A 16,604-nucleotide genomic window follows, 5' to 3' on the forward strand; every position below is an offset into this window, starting at 1 on the left:
TTATCCCTCATCCCATTATCCCCTTCTTCGGTTTCGTATGAAACAACTTTTCGCTTCGCTGCTGGTGGCGCTGGCCCTGGTGCCCGCCGCGCTGCAGGCCCAAACTTTCCCGGCCATGCCGGCGGCTCCGCCCACCAATCTTCAGGGCCAGGCCCTGCGCGACTGGCTCCGCACCAACTGGTACGACGGCAAGCGTACGGTGCTTTCCTACGCCGGGGCCCGGGCCAAAATGTATAACTACGCCGACAACTACAACAACTCGGTGACCTGCGTGTACTCCGGCTACAACACCCCGGTGCCGCTCAACTTCAGCAGCTCGAACTCTTCGCCGGCGGCCAACATCAACTGCGAGCACAGCATTCCGCAGTCGTGGTTCAGCTCGGCGAACCGCATGGTGTCGGATATGCACCACCTCTACCCCACCTACATCCAGTGGAACTCGAACCGGGGCAACAACCCCTACGCCGACATCCCGGACGCCACCACCACCCTCTGGATGCGCAACACCACCAGCCAGAGCACCATCCCCACCACCAACATCGACGAGTACAGCGAGGACACCAACTCCCAGTTTGAGCCCCGCGAAGACCACAAGGGCAACGTGGCCCGCACGGCCTTCTACTTCTACACGATGCACGACACCCAGCCGGAGCTTATCGCCACCGGCCACCAGAGCATCACGGCGCTGGCCCCGCTGGCCACCCTCTACGCCTGGCACCTAGCCGACCCGGTGGACGCCCACGAGATTGAGCGCAACCGCCGCGTGGCCGCCAGCCAGGGCAACTACAACCCCTACATCGAGCACCCCGAGCTGGTGGCACTGGCCTACGGCCTGGCGCCTCCCGGCCCGGTGTTCACGTTTGCCAGCGCTACCGGTGCCATCACCGAAGGCAACACCGGCACCAGCACCTACACCTTCACGGTGAACCTGGCCCCCGCCGCCACCACGGCTACGACGGTGCAGGTGAACTTTGATGCCATGAACTCGACCGCCACCAGTGGCACCGATTTCACCTTCGCCTCGCCCGCTACCGTGACCTTCCCGGCCGGCAGCACCAGCCAGACCGTGACCCTGACCGTGACCGGCGACACCCAGCCCGAAGCCGATGAAACCGTCGTGCTCAACCTGACCAACCCCGCCACCGGCACCAGCCTGGGCGGCCCCAACGTGCACACCCTCACCATCACCAATGACGACGGCACGCCATCCACGGTGAGCTTTGCCTCGGCCGCCGGCTCCATCATCGAAGGCAATACCGGCACCAGCACCTACACCGTGAACGTGGCCCTGACCGGCGCGGCCATCACCAGCGCCCTCACGGTGCCGGTGAGCGTGGACGTGGCCAGCAGCACCGCCACCTCGCCCTCCGACTACACCCTGAACACCGCCAGCGTGACCTTCGCCGTGGGCGGGGCCACTACCCAGGCCGTGACCGTGACCGTGAACGGCGACGTGACCTTCGAGCCCAACGAAACCGTGCGCCTGCGCCTCGGCACGCCCTCCACGGCCACCGTGCTGGTGGGCCAGCCCAATGCCCACATCCTCACCATCACCAACGACGATGCGGCCCCGGTGGGCGCGCCCTGCACCAAGCCCTACTTCACGCAGTACACTGAGTCGAGCACCGGCAACACCAAAGTCCTGGAGATTTACAACCCCACCAACGCGCCCTTGTCGCTGGCCGGCATGAGCGTGGTGCTGTATGCCAACGGCGCTACTACCGCCACCACCACCCAGGCCCTGACGGGCACCGTGGCCCCCTACGACGTGTTCGTGATTGCCAACACCGGCGTGACTGACACCGGCGTGGCCGCCCAGACCGACCTGCAAAGCGGCGTGGCATTCTTCAACGGCGACGATGCCATTGCCCTGTTCAATGGCACCGATACCCTCGACGTGATTGGCGTGATTGGCCAGCGCCCCACCGAATGGACGGTGGCCGGCGGCGGCTCGACCCTAAACAACACCATGGTGCGCCTGCCCAACACCAACCAGGGCGGCCGCTGGAACGGCCCCTACGGCGCCGCCACCTGGACCGGCAACGGCGTGGACAACTACGCCGGCGTGGGCAGCTACACCAGCACCGCCTGCGGCACCGCCACCGCCACCCGCTCCGGCGCGGCGGTGCGCAACGCCCTCGAAATATTCCCCAACCCGGCTTCTGAAACCGTGCAGGTGCGCCTGACCGGCCTGGCCACGCCCAGCATATCCACCACCGTGCAGGTGCTGGATATGCTGGGCCGCCCCGTGCGCCAGCGCACCGCCCAGCTCGGCGGCGCCGAAACCGTGGCCGTGGACCTGCGCGGCCTGCCCGCCGGCATCTACGCCGTGCGCGTGCAAACCCCCGAAGCCGACTACACCGGCCGCGTAGTGGTGCGCTAGCCGCTATAGTTTGATGACAAAAGCGCCCCCGGCCTGCTGGCCGGGGGCGCTTTTGCGTTTGGTCCGGTGGGGGCGTCGCCCATGGATAGCCCCAGGTTGCAAAGTCAATGGACTAAGCCCCGGAGGGGTCGTACCCGGAGGGCGACATATCGGTAGTGAGTAGTGCAAAAAGAACGGCAAAGCCCCGGAGGGGCGACATTCGTTGAACGAGTGTCGCCCCTCCGGGGCTTTAATTCTTCAGCAGCGGGGGTTACTACCGATATGTCGCCCTCCGGGTACGACCCCTCCGGGGCTTAACCCGCTACTCCGCAAATGGAGTTGCAAATGATAGGATACCATGCAGCTCAGCCGACAAGCTCCCTACACGTTGTAGGGTACGATACTGCTCAGGCGAAAGGCACCCTACAAGCTGTAGGGTACAATACCGCTCAGGCGAAAGGCCCTCTACAAGCTGTAGGGTACGGTACTGCTCAGATGAAAGGCACCCTACAGCTTGTAGGGTACGATACCGCTCAGACGAAAGGCACCCTACAAGCTGTAGGGTGCCTTACAGAAGTGACGACAGCCACCCTACGCTTCATAAGGTACCCGACGGCCCGGCCGCCCGGCGACCTACCTCACGCCAGCAGGTCGGCGTACTCGGCGTGGTGCTTTTTCACGAAACCATTCATAAAGGTGCAGCTGGTTTTCACCTTGAGCTGGTGCTCGCGGGCGAAGGCCAGGGCGGCGCGGGCCAGCTCGTCGGCCAAGCCTTGGCCGCGCAGGTCCTCGTCTACGAAGGTGTGGGTGAAGTCGATGATGCCCTCGGCGGGGCGGGCGTAGGCCAGCTCGCCGGTGTGGCCGTCCTGGCTGAGGGTGAATTCCTGGTTTTTGGGGTCGTGCTTGATGGGCATCGGTTTGTGGGGGGTGAAGGGCGAAAAGTTGCGGCCTATACGCAAAAGCCAACGGCCGCCGCCGAATTGCGTACAGGGATACCAAAGCGGGCCCGGCCCGTTTGGTTTTTTATCCCCCTTCATTTTCTTCTGCATGGATACGCCCACTTCCCCCCTCCCGCCCGACAACGACCACCGGCCCCTCGACCAGCAGGAACGCGCCGCCGCCGCCCGCCCCAACGCCAACGACCCGGCCGTGACGGCTGGTAGCCCCGCCTTCGGCACCTTCGGCCACGCCACCAGCGCCCCCACCAACGAAGGCCCCGGCCGCAGCGGGGCCAACGACAACCCCGACGAGTTCAGCGAATTCTCGGACCGCGAAAAGGAAGCCCAAAACGCCCCCGACGCCCCCGAGGACCAGCCCGGTCACATCACCCAAAACCAAAACCCCGAGCTGGTGCGCCAGGTGCAGGCCGAAGGCGGCGACAACGAGGAGCTGCGCAAAGCCTGGGCCGCCGATGACCCCCGCTACGCCGGCGGCGGCACCCACAACACCCGCGAGGAGCCCGCCGACGCCGACTACCCCACCAAGGACGAGTAAGCCGGCCCCGGCCGCGCGTCTCCCATCTGTTTTTTATCCCCCGACCCCATGCCCACCAATCCCAACGATACCTTCGACCAAGAGCCTTCGGAAGACGGCGCTTCGACCCCCATGCTCGACGCGGCCACCCACGGCCAGGTCCTCGACGACAACAACGCCTCGGGCCAGGAAAAAGCCGACGAGATGGACGACTCCCTCCGCTCCGATACCGCCGAGATGCGCGCTGCCAACGGCCCCGCTCCCGCCTCGTCCGATAACCTCCCCAAGGAGCTCACCGACCCCAGCGACCGTGCCTTCACCCTGCCCGAAGAGCAGGAGCAGAAGTAACCCGCTTCGCTTCCCAAAAAAAGGCTTTCATCGGTTGATGAAAGTCTTTTTTTATGCCCACTCAGCGGCTTGGCCAGCTGTTCCATGCGGCCTGCAAGCTCAACTTTAAGACCCGCGCCCAGCCCGGTGAACTTTTGCTTGGTACCGTTCGGTTTCGAATATAACCACTATTATATATTTGGAATTCGGCAGAAATAATCCCGCATCCTGGAAGCGGATTGGGAGGAAATAATTTAGCCACGGTGGTGAGCAAAATGCGTGCGCAACCACAAACCCAAGACTGTTCGTTCGTTTTTCACTCTTTTTCTCTCCTCCCAATGGATACGCCAGAAGCCCCCAACCCGGCCCCCCTGCCCACCAACCAAGCCGACCAAAACCAAGCACCAGCCGCGCAAGCCGCTGCTCCAACGGCGGAAGCCGCCCCCGCACCGACGGCGGAAGCCAACCCCGCTGCGGCTCCGACGGCAGCGGCCCCCGCCCCAACCCCGATGGCAGAAGCCAACCCCGCTGCGGCCCCAACTGCGGCAGCGGCTCCGGCGGCGGCGGCCACCGCCGCCCCGGCACCAGTTGCTGTCGTTATCACTGCTACAGCTGCCCCGGCCGCAATCGCCACGCCTGCCCCGACGGCGGCGGCCGTTGCGGCGGCCCCAGCAGCAGCCACGGCTCCTACCGCGCTTACCCCGGAGGTCACTGCCCCCAACTACGCGGAGGTTGGAAACGCAAGTGCCCCGGCAGAGCCCGCCACCAAGCTCACGTTCTCCATTCCGATTGAGATATCCGTGAGCACCCCGCTGCAACAGCCGGCCAACCCACTGGAGCAGCCCGCCAACACCGCTCCGACTCTCACCAGCCCGACTGCCGCCGCCAACGCGCCGGCCAGCGAAAAGAACGTTATTGGCTTCCAGTACGCGGCCTCCCGCAACGAGGCCCCCGATACCCCAAGCGACCAGGCTGCCCCCGCCGAGTCAGCACCCCAGTAATCGCTTGCTCATAGGAGTAAAAAAGGCTTTCATCGGAGGATGAAAGCCTTTTTTACTCCTATTCACCAGTCTCTACCACCGCCAACCCACCTGCGCCCCGCCGTACCACGCCCGCCCCGGCGCGGGCTGGAAATACCGCCCCCCGAAGGCGTTCAAATCATTGCCCAGGCTGTAGCGGCGGTCCGTAGCATTATCAATGCCCGCGTAAACGTTGGTTTCCAGATGCCGGCCCAGCGGGTGCCGCCACCCGCCCCGCGCCCCGAAAACCCAGTAGCCCGCCGCCTCCTCAGTATTGGCATCGTTGAGCACGATACGGGCCTGGTGGCTCAGGCTGGGGTTGAGGTAGAAGCCCCGGCGCTCGCTGAAATCCAGCCCCGCGCTCAGCGTGTGCGGCGTGGTGCCGGTGAGGCGGTTGCCGCTCAGGTCAGCCCCGCCGCTGGCGTAGCTGCCAAAGCGGAAGTCGTTGCAGGCGTAGCTGGCCCAGGCGCGCAGGCCGCGGCTGGTAGTTTGCGCATCGTCGGGCGTTGGGGCGTTTTCGCGCCACAGCCAGCCGCTCAGGGCCGCTTCGAGGCCGCGCTGATGGGTGCTGCCGGTGTTGCGGAAGATGACCGTGCCTTGGTCGGCGGTGCTGCTGACGATGGTTTGGCGCAGCTCCAAGTCAAAAACAGTCACCTCATAAGTCAGGCCATTGCCGAAGAGATTGCCCCGCGCGCCCACCTCGTAGCTGGTGCCGCGCTCGGCCTGCAAGTCCCCATTCAGGCTACCATCGGAGGGCCGGATTTCGTCCACCGTGGGCGGCGAGAAGCCGGTGCTCACGCTGGCATACACCGACAGATTGGGGCTGAACTCGCGCAGCAGCGCCACGCGGGGCGACACCACGGGCCGGAAATCGCGGCTGAGTTGGTAGCCGGCGGGGTTGGCGGCCGCGCTGCTCACCCGCGCGATGCGGTGGCGCAGGCGGTTGTAGCTGGCAGCCACGGTTAGCTGGAAACTGGCCGGCAGTTCATAATCGGCCTGGGCGAAGGCGAAGCCGGTGGTGGTCGTGATTTCGTCGTCGTAGCGCAGCGCGCCGGGCGTACCGCCGTTGTTCTGATAGCTGCGCCCATCGGTGAAACCAGCTTGAAACTCGCCGCCGCCCTGTAGCCGCAGCACCCGCCCGGCCAGTGCGGCGCGGTAGCTCAGGGCCGTGCGCCCGCCCACGCCCACGCCGGTATTCCGCTCGTAGTCGACCAAATACGGCGTCCGAATCACGGTACCGCTGCCGTACAGCGTGGTTTGCAGCTCCAGCTTATCAGTAAAACGGTACTCGTGCGTGAGGCCCAGCAGGCCCGTGCGCGAGGCATAGAACGCCTGCTGCGCCACCGTGCCGGGCGCGGCGGCCGTACCCGGCCGCGCCTGCCGGGGGTCGGCCGCGAACTGGGCGCGGGTGAGGCCGCCGGGCAGCTGGTAGCTGATGTCGGTGTAGAGCAGGTGGGCCGCCAGCGTGGTTTTGGGCCCAGCCACGGTGCGGGTGTCCAGGGCAAATACGTCGCGCTGCAAGGCGCTTTGCTGGCGGTAGCCGTCGAGGCTTTGGTGGGCGTACTGGGCGCGGATGCGGCTGGTGGCGCTGCCCGTTTCGGCCGTGATGGTGCTGCGGCGCAAGCCGTAGCTACCCACCGTGGCCCCGGCCGCCACCCTACTAACGCCCGCCGCCACCGCCGGCGTACCGAATAGCGCCACGCCGCCCGTACCCGCGCCGTACACGCTGCCGGCCGGCCCCTTCAGCACCTCCAAACGCCCAATAACGGCGGGGTCGAGCAGATTGAGCGGCGTGCTGCCGTCGGCCTCGGTGAAGGGGATGCCATTGTAGTACACCTTCACATTGCGCACCCCAAATGGTGAGCGCAGGGTGCTGCCCCGGATGCTGAGCCGGTAGCTGGCCGTGGCGCGCTCTTCCAGCCGCACGCCAGGCAGCGTATTCACCGCCTGCGTGAGCGCCGTGGGACTGAACTGCTCAATCACGCGGGCATCAAGTACGCCCACGGCGGCGGCGGTGCGGCGCAACGGCAGGCGCTGGCCGTAGCCGGTGATGGTGGCTTCGGGCAGGGCCACGGCGCGGGTGGTATCGGGCCGGGTTTGGGCGCGGGCGGGCAGCTGGAACAGGCCCAGAAACACTATCAATAAGTAACGAAGAGGCATAAGGGGCAGGGCAAACGGCACGACGCAGACCAGCGGAGTACGCGAATTGTTGCCGACTGACGAACTGTAGCGCGAACTAAAAGTTCGCGTCCCCGCGCCGTTCGCATCGTTTAGGTTTCCACCGGGGACGCGACCTAAAAGTTCGCGTTACTCCCCACCCCTCCCCACTAGCAGCGCGTCGATTTCATCCGCGTCGGGCAGGCCGGGGCAGCGCCAGAGCTCCGCGCCGTGGTGCATGAGCACGCTGGTGGGCAACTGGGCCGGCGCAAAGCTGCGCAGGATAGCGGGGTAGCTGGCTTCGTCGATTTGCAGCACCCGCACGGCGGGTCCCAGCCGGCTTTGCAGCGTGGCCAGGTCGACCGCCGAAACGCCCCGAGGCTGAGCCAGAGGGTACCGGGCCGGCGGCGGCAGCATAACCAGCAGCACAGCCGTTGGCGGATACTCAGATTCAACGGCTTGGGAGCCAGACATGGCAGACATAAAAAAGTGTGCGGCAAAACTAGCCCGCCTCTGCAGGCGCGGACCTGACAACCGTCAGGTCCGCGCCTGATATCTGTCAGGACGCTTCGCAGGCCGCCATTCCGGTGTTACTTTACCGAATCAATTGCCCGCCATGCCGCTCGACTTTTACCGCAACCCGCTGACCGACATCCTGTTTGAGCAGACCAGCAACTTTGTGGGCCTGTACGACGTGAACGCGGCCTGGTTTACGCGGGTGAATACCACCGGCTACCGCCAGCTGGGCTACCCCTCGGCCCAGGCCCTCTACGACGACCCCGTGCGGACCCTGCTGCTGCACCGCCTCAGCCCGGCCGAGTGGGAGCAGCTGCGCGATGAAACGCTGGCCGCCGGCCACTACGAGCGGGAAGTGGAAATCCGCCGGCACGTGGGCACCCCGTTCTGGGCCTACCTGGAGCTCACCAGCCTGGCCCTCGACGGCAAGCCTTACTTCCTGGTGCGCATCACCGACACCGGCCGGCTGCACGAGGCCGAGCGCAACCTAGCCCAGAGCGTGCGGCGCTTCGAAGCCGTGTTCACCCACGCCACCATCGGCATCATCGTGGCCACGCGGCAGGGCCACATCGTGCTGGCCAATGAAAAGTCGCATCAGCTGTTTGGCTACGCGGGCGGGCAGCTGGTGGGCCAGTCCATTGAGGTGCTGGTGCCCGATGCCGTGCGCGGCCGCCACGAGCACCTGCGCGAGTCCTTCAACGCGCACCCGGCGGTGCGGGCCATGGGCTCGAACCGGGCGCTGCTGGCCCGCCGCCGCGACGGCTCGGTGTTTCCCGTCGAAATCAGCCTGAGCTATTTTCACCTCGATGAGGAGTTGTACGTGGTGGCTTACGTGGTCGACATCAGCGCCAAGCAGGAAGCCGAGCAGGCCCTGCAGGCCGAGCGCCAGCGCGTGGACCGCCTCAACGCCGAGCTGGAGCAGAAGGTGGCCGACCGCACCCACGCCCTCATGACCACGCTGGCCCAGCTGGAGCACCGCTCCGACGAGCTGGCCCAGGCCCTGGCCGCCGAGCAGGAATTGGGCGAGCTCAAGTCACGCTTCGTGGCCATGGCCTCGCACGAGTTCCGCACACCGCTCACGGCCGTGCTCACCTCGGCCACGCTGGTGGAGAAGTACCCGGCCGCCGAGCAGCAGCCCCAGCGCCTGCGTCACCTCGACCGCATCCGGGCCTCGGTGAAGCACCTGACCGATATTCTGGAGGAGTTTCTGTCGGTGGGCAAAATCGAAGAAGGCAAGATTGAGGCCCACCCGGCCCAGCTGGCCGTGCCCACCCTGCTGCGCGAAGCCGTGGCCGAAGTGCAGGGCCTGCGCAAGCCCGGCCAGCACATCGAGCTGAGCACCGACGGCCCCGAAATGGTGTGGCTCGACGCCTCGCTGCTGCGCAAGGTCCTCGTCAATCTGTTATCGAACGCGCTGAAATATTCGGCCGAAAACACCACCGTCCGGCTCAGCGCCACCGGCCGGCCCGGCCGCCTCACGCTGCGCGTGCAGGACCAGGGCGTAGGCATTTCGGCCGAAGACCAGGAACATTTATTCCAGCGGTTTTACCGGGCCCGCAATGCGACCAATACGCCCGGCACCGGCCTGGGCCTCTACATCATCACCAAATACCTGGAGCTGATGGGCGGCACCATTGAGTTGCAGAGCGAGCTGAGCCTGGGCACCACCGTTACCATTACCATTCCCTATGAAAACCATTCTGCTGATTGAGGACAACGACGTCATCCGCGAAAACACGGCCGAGATTCTGGAGCTGGCCGGCTACGCCGTGCTCACGGCCGAAAACGGCAAAGTGGGCGTGGAAAAAGCCCTGACCACCAAGCCCGATTTGGTGGTGTGCGACATCATGATGCCCGTGCTGGACGGCTACGGCGTGCTGCACATCTTCACCCAGAACCCGCACCTGGCCGGCGTGCCCTTCATCTTCCTCACCGCCAAAACCGAGCGCACCGACCTACGCCGCGGCATGGAACTCGGGGCTGATGACTACCTGACCAAGCCCTTTGAGGAAACCGAGCTGCTCAGCGCCATCAGCAGCCGCCTCCACCGCTTCCGCCAGCTGCAGCCCGACTACGACCTGCGCGCCCCCGAGGGCCTGGGCAACTTCCTCGACGATGCCGCCGCCGCCGGTCAGCTCAGCGACCTCACCAGCGACCGCCGCCCGCACTCGCTGCGCAAAAAACAGGAAGTGTACGCCGAAGGCGACGACCCCACGCGGCTGTACTTCGTGCAAACCGGCCGCGTGAAAACCGTGCGCCGCACCCCCGGCGGCAAGGAATTAATCACGGGCGTATATGGCCCGGGCGAGTTCTTCGGCTACCTGCCCCTGCTGGAGCAGGGCCCACACGCCGACACCGCCCTGGTGCTGGACGATGCCACGCTGCTCTACATTCCGAAGGCTGATTTTATGGCCCTACTGCACCGCAACGCGGCGGTGGGCCAGCAGTTTGTGCGCCTGCTGGCGGGGCGGGTGAGCGAGCGCGAGGAGCAGCTGCTGGGCATGGCCTACGGCTCCATCCGGCGGCGCGTGGCCGACACGCTGCTGCGCCTGCACGAGCAGGCCGGAGCCGCGCCGGAAGCTACCATTCAACTCTCGCGCGATGACATGGCCGCCGTGGTGGGCACCGCCCCGGAGTCATTAATCCGCACCCTGAGCGAGTTCAAGCAAAGCGGCCTGATTGAGCTGAGCAGCCATGGCATCAAGCTATTGCGCCCCGAAAAGCTGCGCCAGCCCAACTGGTAGGTGGTGCCTTCAGCCCGCCGGTATTACTGCGCCAGGTAGCCGCCATCGACCACAATGGCCTGGCCCGTGACGAAGGACGCCTGCTCGGAGGCCAGCCACAGCAGCGTGCCCGCAATTTCTTCGGGCCGGCCCAGGCGGTGCAGGGCGTGCCTGGCGGCAAGCTGCTCATGCATCTCGTTGTGGCCTTCGATTCCGGCTTTGGTGAGCATGGGCGTTTCGATGAAGCCGGGGCACACGGCGTTGATGCGGATGCCCTGCGGGCCATATTCGAGGGCGGCGGTTTCGGTGAGGCCGATGAGGCCGTGCTTGGCCGCCACGTAGGCGCAGGCCCCGGGAAACCCGACTTTGCCCAGGATGGAGGCCATGTTGATGATGCTGCCGCGCCCGGCGGCCACCATGGCTTGCAGCTCGTATTTCTGGCAATACCACACGCCGCTCAGGTTGATGCCGAGCACGCGCTGCCATTCCTCGTCGGGGTAGTCAGCGCTGGGGGCCGAAGCACCGCCCACGCCCGCGTTGTTGATGGCCACATCGAGCCGGCCAAACTTGGCCAGCGTGCGCTGCACCAGTTGTTGCACGCTGGCGGGCGAGGCCACATCGCAGGCCACAAACAGGCTTTCCGGGCCGGTTTTGCTGAGCTGCCGGGCCAGCGCCTGTCCGGCGGCTTCGTCCACATCGGCCACCACCACGTGCGCGCCGGCTTGCGAAAAAGCCTCGGCCGCCGCCTTGCCAATACCGGACGAAGCGCCCGTGATGAGCACTACCTGGTTGTCGAATGTTTTCATATCGTGTCGTGTGAAAGGGGGAAAGGCTTCGTTGCTCCGGTCCGACCGCCCTAGGCGGTCCGACCGGTTGTCGTTGTTTACCAGAATGTGCTGACAAGAACCGGTCAGACCGCCTAGGGCAGTCGGACCGGGGCAAGCGCTAGTAACTTAAGCTACTCAGCGACACAAAATTGCCGCCCCCAGGCTGCCGGCCCGCTGAGATTAATCAGGCCATTGGGCTGACATTCATCAGGCGAGGGGCTGGTGCGGGGCCGGAGCTTTGGGGTTGCCATCAGCCCCATTTTGCCCGTGCCCTTTGCGCCTGCCCTTGCCCCTCCCCCGCCCCACGTTGGCGTAGCCTGCACGCACTGCGGCGATGCCTGCCCCGACACCCCCATCCGCCTGCTGGCAGAGCCTGAGCTGGCCTTTTGCTGCCAGGGCTGCCGGGCCGTGTATGAGCTGCTGGCCGCCAACCGCCTCTGCACCTACTACCGCCTCGACGAGCATCCCGGCCAGAAAATGAAGGCCGTGGAACTGCCCGGCCGCTTCGACTACCTCGACGCCGAGGCGGTGCAGGCGCAGCTGCTGGCCTTCCGCTCGCCCACGCTGGCGCGGCTCACCTTCAGCATTCCGCAAATGCACTGCGCCTCCTGCATCTGGCTGCTGGAGAACCTGTTCAAGCTGAACCCGGGTATTTCGGCATCGCGGGTCAATTTCCTGCGCAAGGAGCTAACGGTGAGCTACCAGCCCGCCACCACAACGCTAAAAGAAGTGGTGAAGCTGCTGGCCTCGGTAGGCTACGAGCCGCAGATTACGCTGGCCGAGCTGGGCGCGCAGCCCCACGCCGCCAGCCGCACGCTGTACTACCAGCTGGGAATCGCGGCCTTCGGCTTCGGCAACGTGATGCTGCTGGCTTTTCCGGAATACTTTTCCTTCACCGAGCAGCTGCAAAGCACGTTCGGGCGATTTTTTGGCGGGCTGAGCTTCCTGCTGGCCTTGCCGGTGCTGCTGGTGAGCGCGCGGGGCTTCTACCGCTCGGCCTGGCAGGGGCTGCGGCAGCGCTACATCAACCTCGATTTTCCCATCAGCCTGGGCCTCACGGCGCTGTTTGTGACCAGCGTGTTTGAAGTGGCGACCCAGCGCGGGCCGGGCTATTTCGATTCCTTCACGGGGCTGGTGTTTTTCATGCTAATCGGCAAGTGGGTGCAGCAGCGCAGCTACGACGCCCTGCGCTTCGACCGCGACTTCACGTCCTACTTCCCGGTGGCCGTGACGCGGCTCACGCCCGCCGGCGAAGAATCCGTGTCGGTAAAAGAACTGCGGGCCGGGCAGCGCATCCGGGTGCGACACCAGGAAATCATTCCGGCCGATGCCGTGCTGCGGCGCGGCACGGGCCAGATTGACTACAGCTTTGTATCGGGCGAAAGCGAGCCGGTGGCCCGCCAGGCCGGCGACCTGCTGTATGCCGGCGGCCGCCAAATGGGCGAGGCCGTGGAGTTGGAAGTGGTGCGCGAAGTGTCGCAGGGCTACCTCACCCAGCTCTGGAACAATCCCGCTTTTCAGAAGGAAAAACAGCCCTCGCTGGAAACCTATGCCGATAAAGTGGGCCGCTATTTCGTGGGCCTTACCCTCACACTTGCGCTGGGCGCGGTGGCCTACTGGTACCCGCAGAGCCCGGCGATGGCGCTGCGAGCCTTCACCTCGGTGCTGGTGATTGCCTGCCCGTGTGCGCTGTCGCTGGCCACGCCGTTTGCGCTGGGGGCCGCGCTGCGCGTGCTGGGCCGCCGCAAATTCTACCTCAAAAACTCCGCCGTGGTAGAAACCCTGGGCCGTGCCGATACCATCGTATTCGACAAAACCGGCACTCTCACGGATGTTAAAAAATCGGTGGTGGAATACGTGGGGCCGCCGCTCAGCCCCGCCCAGATGCAGGCCGTGGCGGCGGTGGTGCGTCAGTCCACGCACCCGCTCAGCCAGCGTCTGGCGGTGGAGTTGCCCGCCAACTCATTGGCCGTAGCGGATTTTATGGAAGTGCCCGGCCAGGGTGTGCGCGGCACCGTGGGCGGCGTGGTAGTGCGGGTGGGCACGGCCGCGTTCGTTGGAGCACCCGCTGCTGAAGACGCTGCCGAAACGGCCGAAGCACCGCAATCCGGCGTGTATTTCAGCCTCGGCGAAGTCATTGGCTGCTACCGGTTTCGCAACGTATACCGCGATAGCCTGCGGCCGGTGCTGGCCGCGCTGGGCACACGCTACCGCCTGGTCGTGCTCTCGGGCGACAACGATACCGAGCAGACTCGGCTGCGCGAGCTGTTCGGCCCGGCGGCCGAAATCCACTTCCGCCAAACGCCGCAAAACAAGCTCGATTACATCGCGCAGCTCAAGCAACGGGGCCGCACCGTGGTGATGGTAGGCGATGGCCTGAACGATGCCGGTGCCCTCCAGCGCGCCGATGCCGGCATCGCCCTCACCGACACACTCACCAACTTTTCGCCCGCCTGCGACGCCATTCTCGAAGCCGGCAATTTCGGGCAGCTGGCTACTATGTTGGGCTTTTCGCGGGCCTGCCTGCGCATTGTGCTGGCTACGTTCGCGCTGTCGTTTGCCTATAATGGCATCGGGCTCACGCTGGCGGTGCAGGGCCGGTTCACGCCCATCGTGTCGGCCATTCTCATGCCCATCAGCTCGCTGAGTGTGATGGTGTTTTCCACGCTGCTGGTGCGGCTGGCGGCGTGGCGGCGCGGGCTTTAATCAACTCCAACCATGTCTATCATCTTCCTGCTTATCGGCATCAGCCTGCTGGTGGCGCTCACCTTTCTGGCCGCGTTTTTCTGGGCCGTGCGCTCGGGGCAGTACGAGGACGACTACACGCCCGCCGTGCGGATGCTGTTTGAGGACGAAACGGAGCCGGATAGCCCGCCCGGCGGGACGCCCGCCTGACATCAATCACGCCGTCGGCCTGACTTTTGTCAGCTTTTCGGCACCAGCTGGCCGGGACCTTTGGGGTAATAATAATTCAATTCCCCCTTTATGCAGGCCGAACCGCTAGCTCCCGTTGCTGCCCCCCGAGCGCCCCTGATTCCAAGCGCTGTGAACCGGGCCGTTGACACCTTTTTCTACGATAATAAGATTGTCCGCGACTTCGGCATTGCCACCGTTATCTGGGGCATTATCGGCATGGCAGTGGGCGTTTTGGCCGCTTTCGAGCTGGCCCGGCCCGAGGTGAACATGGGCACGGCCTACACCACCTTCGGCCGCATCCGGCCCCTGCACACCAACGCGGTGATTTTCGCCTTCGTCGGCAACGGCATTTTTACGGGTGTTTACTACTCGCTGCAGCGCCTGTGCAAGGCCCGGATGTTTTCCGACGTCCTTAGCAAAATCCACTTCTGGGGTTGGCAGCTGATTATCCTTTCGGCGGTGGCCACGCTGCCGCTGGGCTTCACCACCAGCAAGGAATACGCCGAGCTGGAATGGCCGATTGACATCGCTATTACCGTGATTTGGGTGGTGTTTGGCTGGAATATGTTCGGCACCATTGCCCGGCGGCGCGAGCGGCACCTGTACGTGGGCATTTGGTTTTACATCGCCACGTTCATCACGGTGGCCGTTTTGCACCTCGTCAACTCGGCCGAAGTGCCCGTGAGCTGGCTCAAAAGCTACTCGGCCTACGCCGGCGTGCAGGATGCCCTGGTGCAGTGGTGGTATGGCCACAACGCGGTGGCCTTCTTCCTCACCACGCCCTACCTGGGCCTGATGTACTACTTCCTACCCAAGGCGGCGGAGCGGCCGGTGTATTCCTACCGCCTGAGCATCATTCACTTCTGGTCGCTGATTTTCATTTACATCTGGGCCGGGCCGCACCACTTGCTCTACACTGCCCTGCCCGACTGGGCTCAGAGCCTGGGCGTAGCTTTCAGCATCATGCTGATTGCGCCGAGCTGGGGCGGCATGATAAACGGCCTGCTCACCCTGCGCGGCGCCTGGGACAAAGTGCGCGAGGAGCCCGTGCTCAAGTTCTTTGTGGTGGCCATCACGGCTTACGGCATGGCCACTTTTGAAGGCCCGATGCTCTCGCTGAAAAACGTGAATGCCATTGCGCACTTCACCGACTGGATTGTGGCGCACGTGCACGTGGGGGCCTTGGGCTGGAACGGTTTCCTCACTTTCGGAATGCTGTACTGGCTGTGGCCACGCCTCTACAAAACGCCGCTGTTTTCGAAGAAACTGGCCACTACGCACTTCTGGCTGGGCACGCTGGGCATCCTGTTCTACGCCATTCCGATGTATTGGGCGGGCTTCACGCAGGGCTTGATGTGGAAGCAGTTCAACGCCGAGGGCATGCTACAATACCCCAACTTCCTCGAAACCGTGATTCAGCTGGTGCCCATGTACTACCTGCGCGGCATCGGTGGGGTGCTCTACCTCAGCGGCGTGTTTTTGCTGATGTATAACCTCTACAAAACCGCCCAGGCCGGCACGCTGCTGGCCAACGAAAAGGCCCAGGCCCCAGCACTGCTGCCCGAAGCCCAGGACCCGCACGTGCAGGCCGGCCACTGGCACCGCTGGCTCGAGCGCCGGCCCTTCCAGCTGGCCGTAGGCGCCACGGTGGCCATTGCCATCGGCGGGGCGGTGGAGATGATTCCGACCTTTTTGGTGAAGTCGAACGTGCCCACCATCGCCTCGGTGAAGCCCTACCGGCCGCTCGAATTGCAGGGCCGCGACCTCTACATCAAGGAAGGCTGCTCGAACTGCCACACCCAGATGGTGCGCCCCTTCCGCTCCGAAACCGAGCGCTACGGCGAGTACAGCAAGGCCGGCGAGTACGTGTATGACCGGCCTTTCCTGTGGGGCAGCAAGCGCACCGGGCCCGATTTGCAGCGCGTGGGCCAGAAATACCCCAACTCCTGGCACTACAACCACATGATGGACCCCACCAGTATGTCGCCCGGCTCCATCATGCCGCCCTACCCGTGGCTGTTCGAGAATAACATCGATTACAGCACGCTGCCCAACAAAATCCGGGTGCTGCAAAGCCTGAACACGCCCTACCCCACCGGCTTCGATAAACTGGCCGTGGCCGATGCGCAGAACCAGGCCCGGGGCATTGTGGCCGAGCTAAAAAAGGAGGACATCGAGGTGAAATCGGACAAGGAAATTGTGGCTCTGATTGCCTACCTCCAGCGCCTGGGCACGGATATCAAGGTGAAACAGTAGCGCGGACTTTTAGTCCGCGACCTCCCAC

At 64.8% G+C, this 16,604-nt stretch carries 13 protein-coding genes; 9 read left to right on the forward strand and 4 right to left on the reverse strand.

The features are described 5' to 3' along the window. Window positions 1–37: 37 nt before the first annotated feature. Window positions 38–2,383: an endonuclease gene (locus tag AAFH49_RS06210; protein WP_342296650.1), complete on the forward strand. Its 2,346-nt coding sequence runs from the start codon at window positions 38–40 to the stop codon at window positions 2,381–2,383. A gap of 617 nt (window positions 2,384–3,000) precedes the next feature. Here the strand turns inward: AAFH49_RS06210 and AAFH49_RS06215 are convergent. Beyond that, window positions 3,001–3,276 (reverse strand): GNAT family N-acetyltransferase, encoded by a 276-nt coding sequence (locus tag AAFH49_RS06215; RefSeq protein ID WP_342296651.1) that lies wholly within the window; start codon window positions 3,274–3,276, stop codon window positions 3,001–3,003. A gap of 133 nt (window positions 3,277–3,409) precedes the next feature. Here AAFH49_RS06215 and AAFH49_RS06220 point away from each other — a divergent pair, with 133 nt between their 5' ends. The 3 genes from AAFH49_RS06220 (at window position 3,410) to AAFH49_RS06230 (ending at window position 5,163) form a co-directional block, all read left to right on the forward strand. Further along, window positions 3,410–3,856 carry a hypothetical protein gene (locus AAFH49_RS06220; protein ID WP_342296652.1) on the forward strand — a complete coding sequence of 149 codons (447 nt, stop codon included), beginning with the start codon at window positions 3,410–3,412 and terminating at the stop codon, window positions 3,854–3,856. Between the two features lie 48 nt (window positions 3,857–3,904). Beyond that, window positions 3,905–4,183 carry a hypothetical protein gene (locus AAFH49_RS06225; RefSeq protein WP_342296654.1) on the forward strand — a complete coding sequence of 93 codons (279 nt, stop codon included), beginning with the start codon at window positions 3,905–3,907 and terminating at the stop codon, window positions 4,181–4,183. 317 nt (window positions 4,184–4,500) lie between these two features. Next, a complete protein-coding gene (locus AAFH49_RS06230) occupies window positions 4,501–5,163 on the forward strand; it encodes a hypothetical protein (RefSeq protein ID WP_342296655.1) in 663 nt (220 codons plus the stop codon). Window positions 5,164–5,235: 72 nt separating this feature from the next. On the opposite strand, the gene AAFH49_RS06235 is transcribed toward AAFH49_RS06230, so the two are convergent. Together AAFH49_RS06235 and AAFH49_RS06240 are read right to left on the reverse strand one after the other, a co-directional pair. Further along, the gene (locus tag AAFH49_RS06235; protein ID WP_342296656.1) at window positions 5,236–7,341 is read right to left on the reverse strand and encodes a TonB-dependent receptor family protein; all 2,106 of its coding nucleotides are present in this window, start codon (window positions 7,339–7,341) and stop codon (window positions 5,236–5,238) included. Between the two features lie 147 nt (window positions 7,342–7,488). Next, entirely contained in the window at window positions 7,489–7,812 is a 324-nt protein-coding gene (locus AAFH49_RS06240) for a thioredoxin (protein ID WP_342296658.1), read from the reverse strand. Between the two features lie 142 nt (window positions 7,813–7,954). Here AAFH49_RS06240 and AAFH49_RS06245 point away from each other — a divergent pair, with 142 nt between their 5' ends. Both AAFH49_RS06245 and AAFH49_RS06250 read left to right on the forward strand, forming a co-directional pair. Then, window positions 7,955–9,565: a sensor histidine kinase gene (locus AAFH49_RS06245; protein WP_342296660.1), complete on the forward strand. Its 1,611-nt coding sequence runs from the start codon at window positions 7,955–7,957 to the stop codon at window positions 9,563–9,565. Next, window positions 9,543–10,598 carry a response regulator gene (locus AAFH49_RS06250; protein ID WP_342296662.1) on the forward strand — a complete coding sequence of 352 codons (1,056 nt, stop codon included), beginning with the start codon at window positions 9,543–9,545 and terminating at the stop codon, window positions 10,596–10,598. Before AAFH49_RS06245 ends, AAFH49_RS06250 begins: the two co-directional genes overlap by 23 nt. 23 nt (window positions 10,599–10,621) lie before the next feature. Here the strand turns inward: AAFH49_RS06250 and AAFH49_RS06255 are convergent, their stop codons facing one another. After that, on the reverse strand, window positions 10,622–11,383 hold the full coding sequence (locus tag AAFH49_RS06255; RefSeq protein ID WP_342296663.1) for an SDR family NAD(P)-dependent oxidoreductase: 762 nt from the start codon (window positions 11,381–11,383) through the stop codon (window positions 10,622–10,624). Window positions 11,384–11,671: 288 nt separating this feature from the next. Between AAFH49_RS06255 and AAFH49_RS06260 the strand changes: the two genes are divergently transcribed. From AAFH49_RS06260 to ccoN, 3 genes are all read left to right on the forward strand, one after another. Further along, on the forward strand, window positions 11,672–14,110 hold the full coding sequence (locus AAFH49_RS06260; protein WP_342296664.1) for a heavy metal translocating P-type ATPase: 2,439 nt from the start codon (window positions 11,672–11,674) through the stop codon (window positions 14,108–14,110). A 12-nt stretch (window positions 14,111–14,122) separates the two neighbouring features. Then, window positions 14,123–14,299 carry a cbb3-type cytochrome oxidase assembly protein CcoS gene (gene ccoS / locus AAFH49_RS06265; RefSeq protein ID WP_342296665.1) on the forward strand — a complete coding sequence of 59 codons (177 nt, stop codon included), beginning with the start codon at window positions 14,123–14,125 and terminating at the stop codon, window positions 14,297–14,299. Between the two features lie 90 nt (window positions 14,300–14,389). Next, the gene (gene ccoN, locus AAFH49_RS06270) at window positions 14,390–16,576 is read left to right on the forward strand and encodes a cytochrome-c oxidase, cbb3-type subunit I (protein WP_425293318.1); all 2,187 of its coding nucleotides are present in this window, start codon (window positions 14,390–14,392) and stop codon (window positions 16,574–16,576) included. Window positions 16,577–16,604 lie beyond the last annotated feature (28 nt).

Source organism: Hymenobacter segetis (genome assembly GCF_038448715.1).
GTDB lineage: Bacteria > Bacteroidota > Bacteroidia > Cytophagales > Hymenobacteraceae > Hymenobacter > Hymenobacter segetis.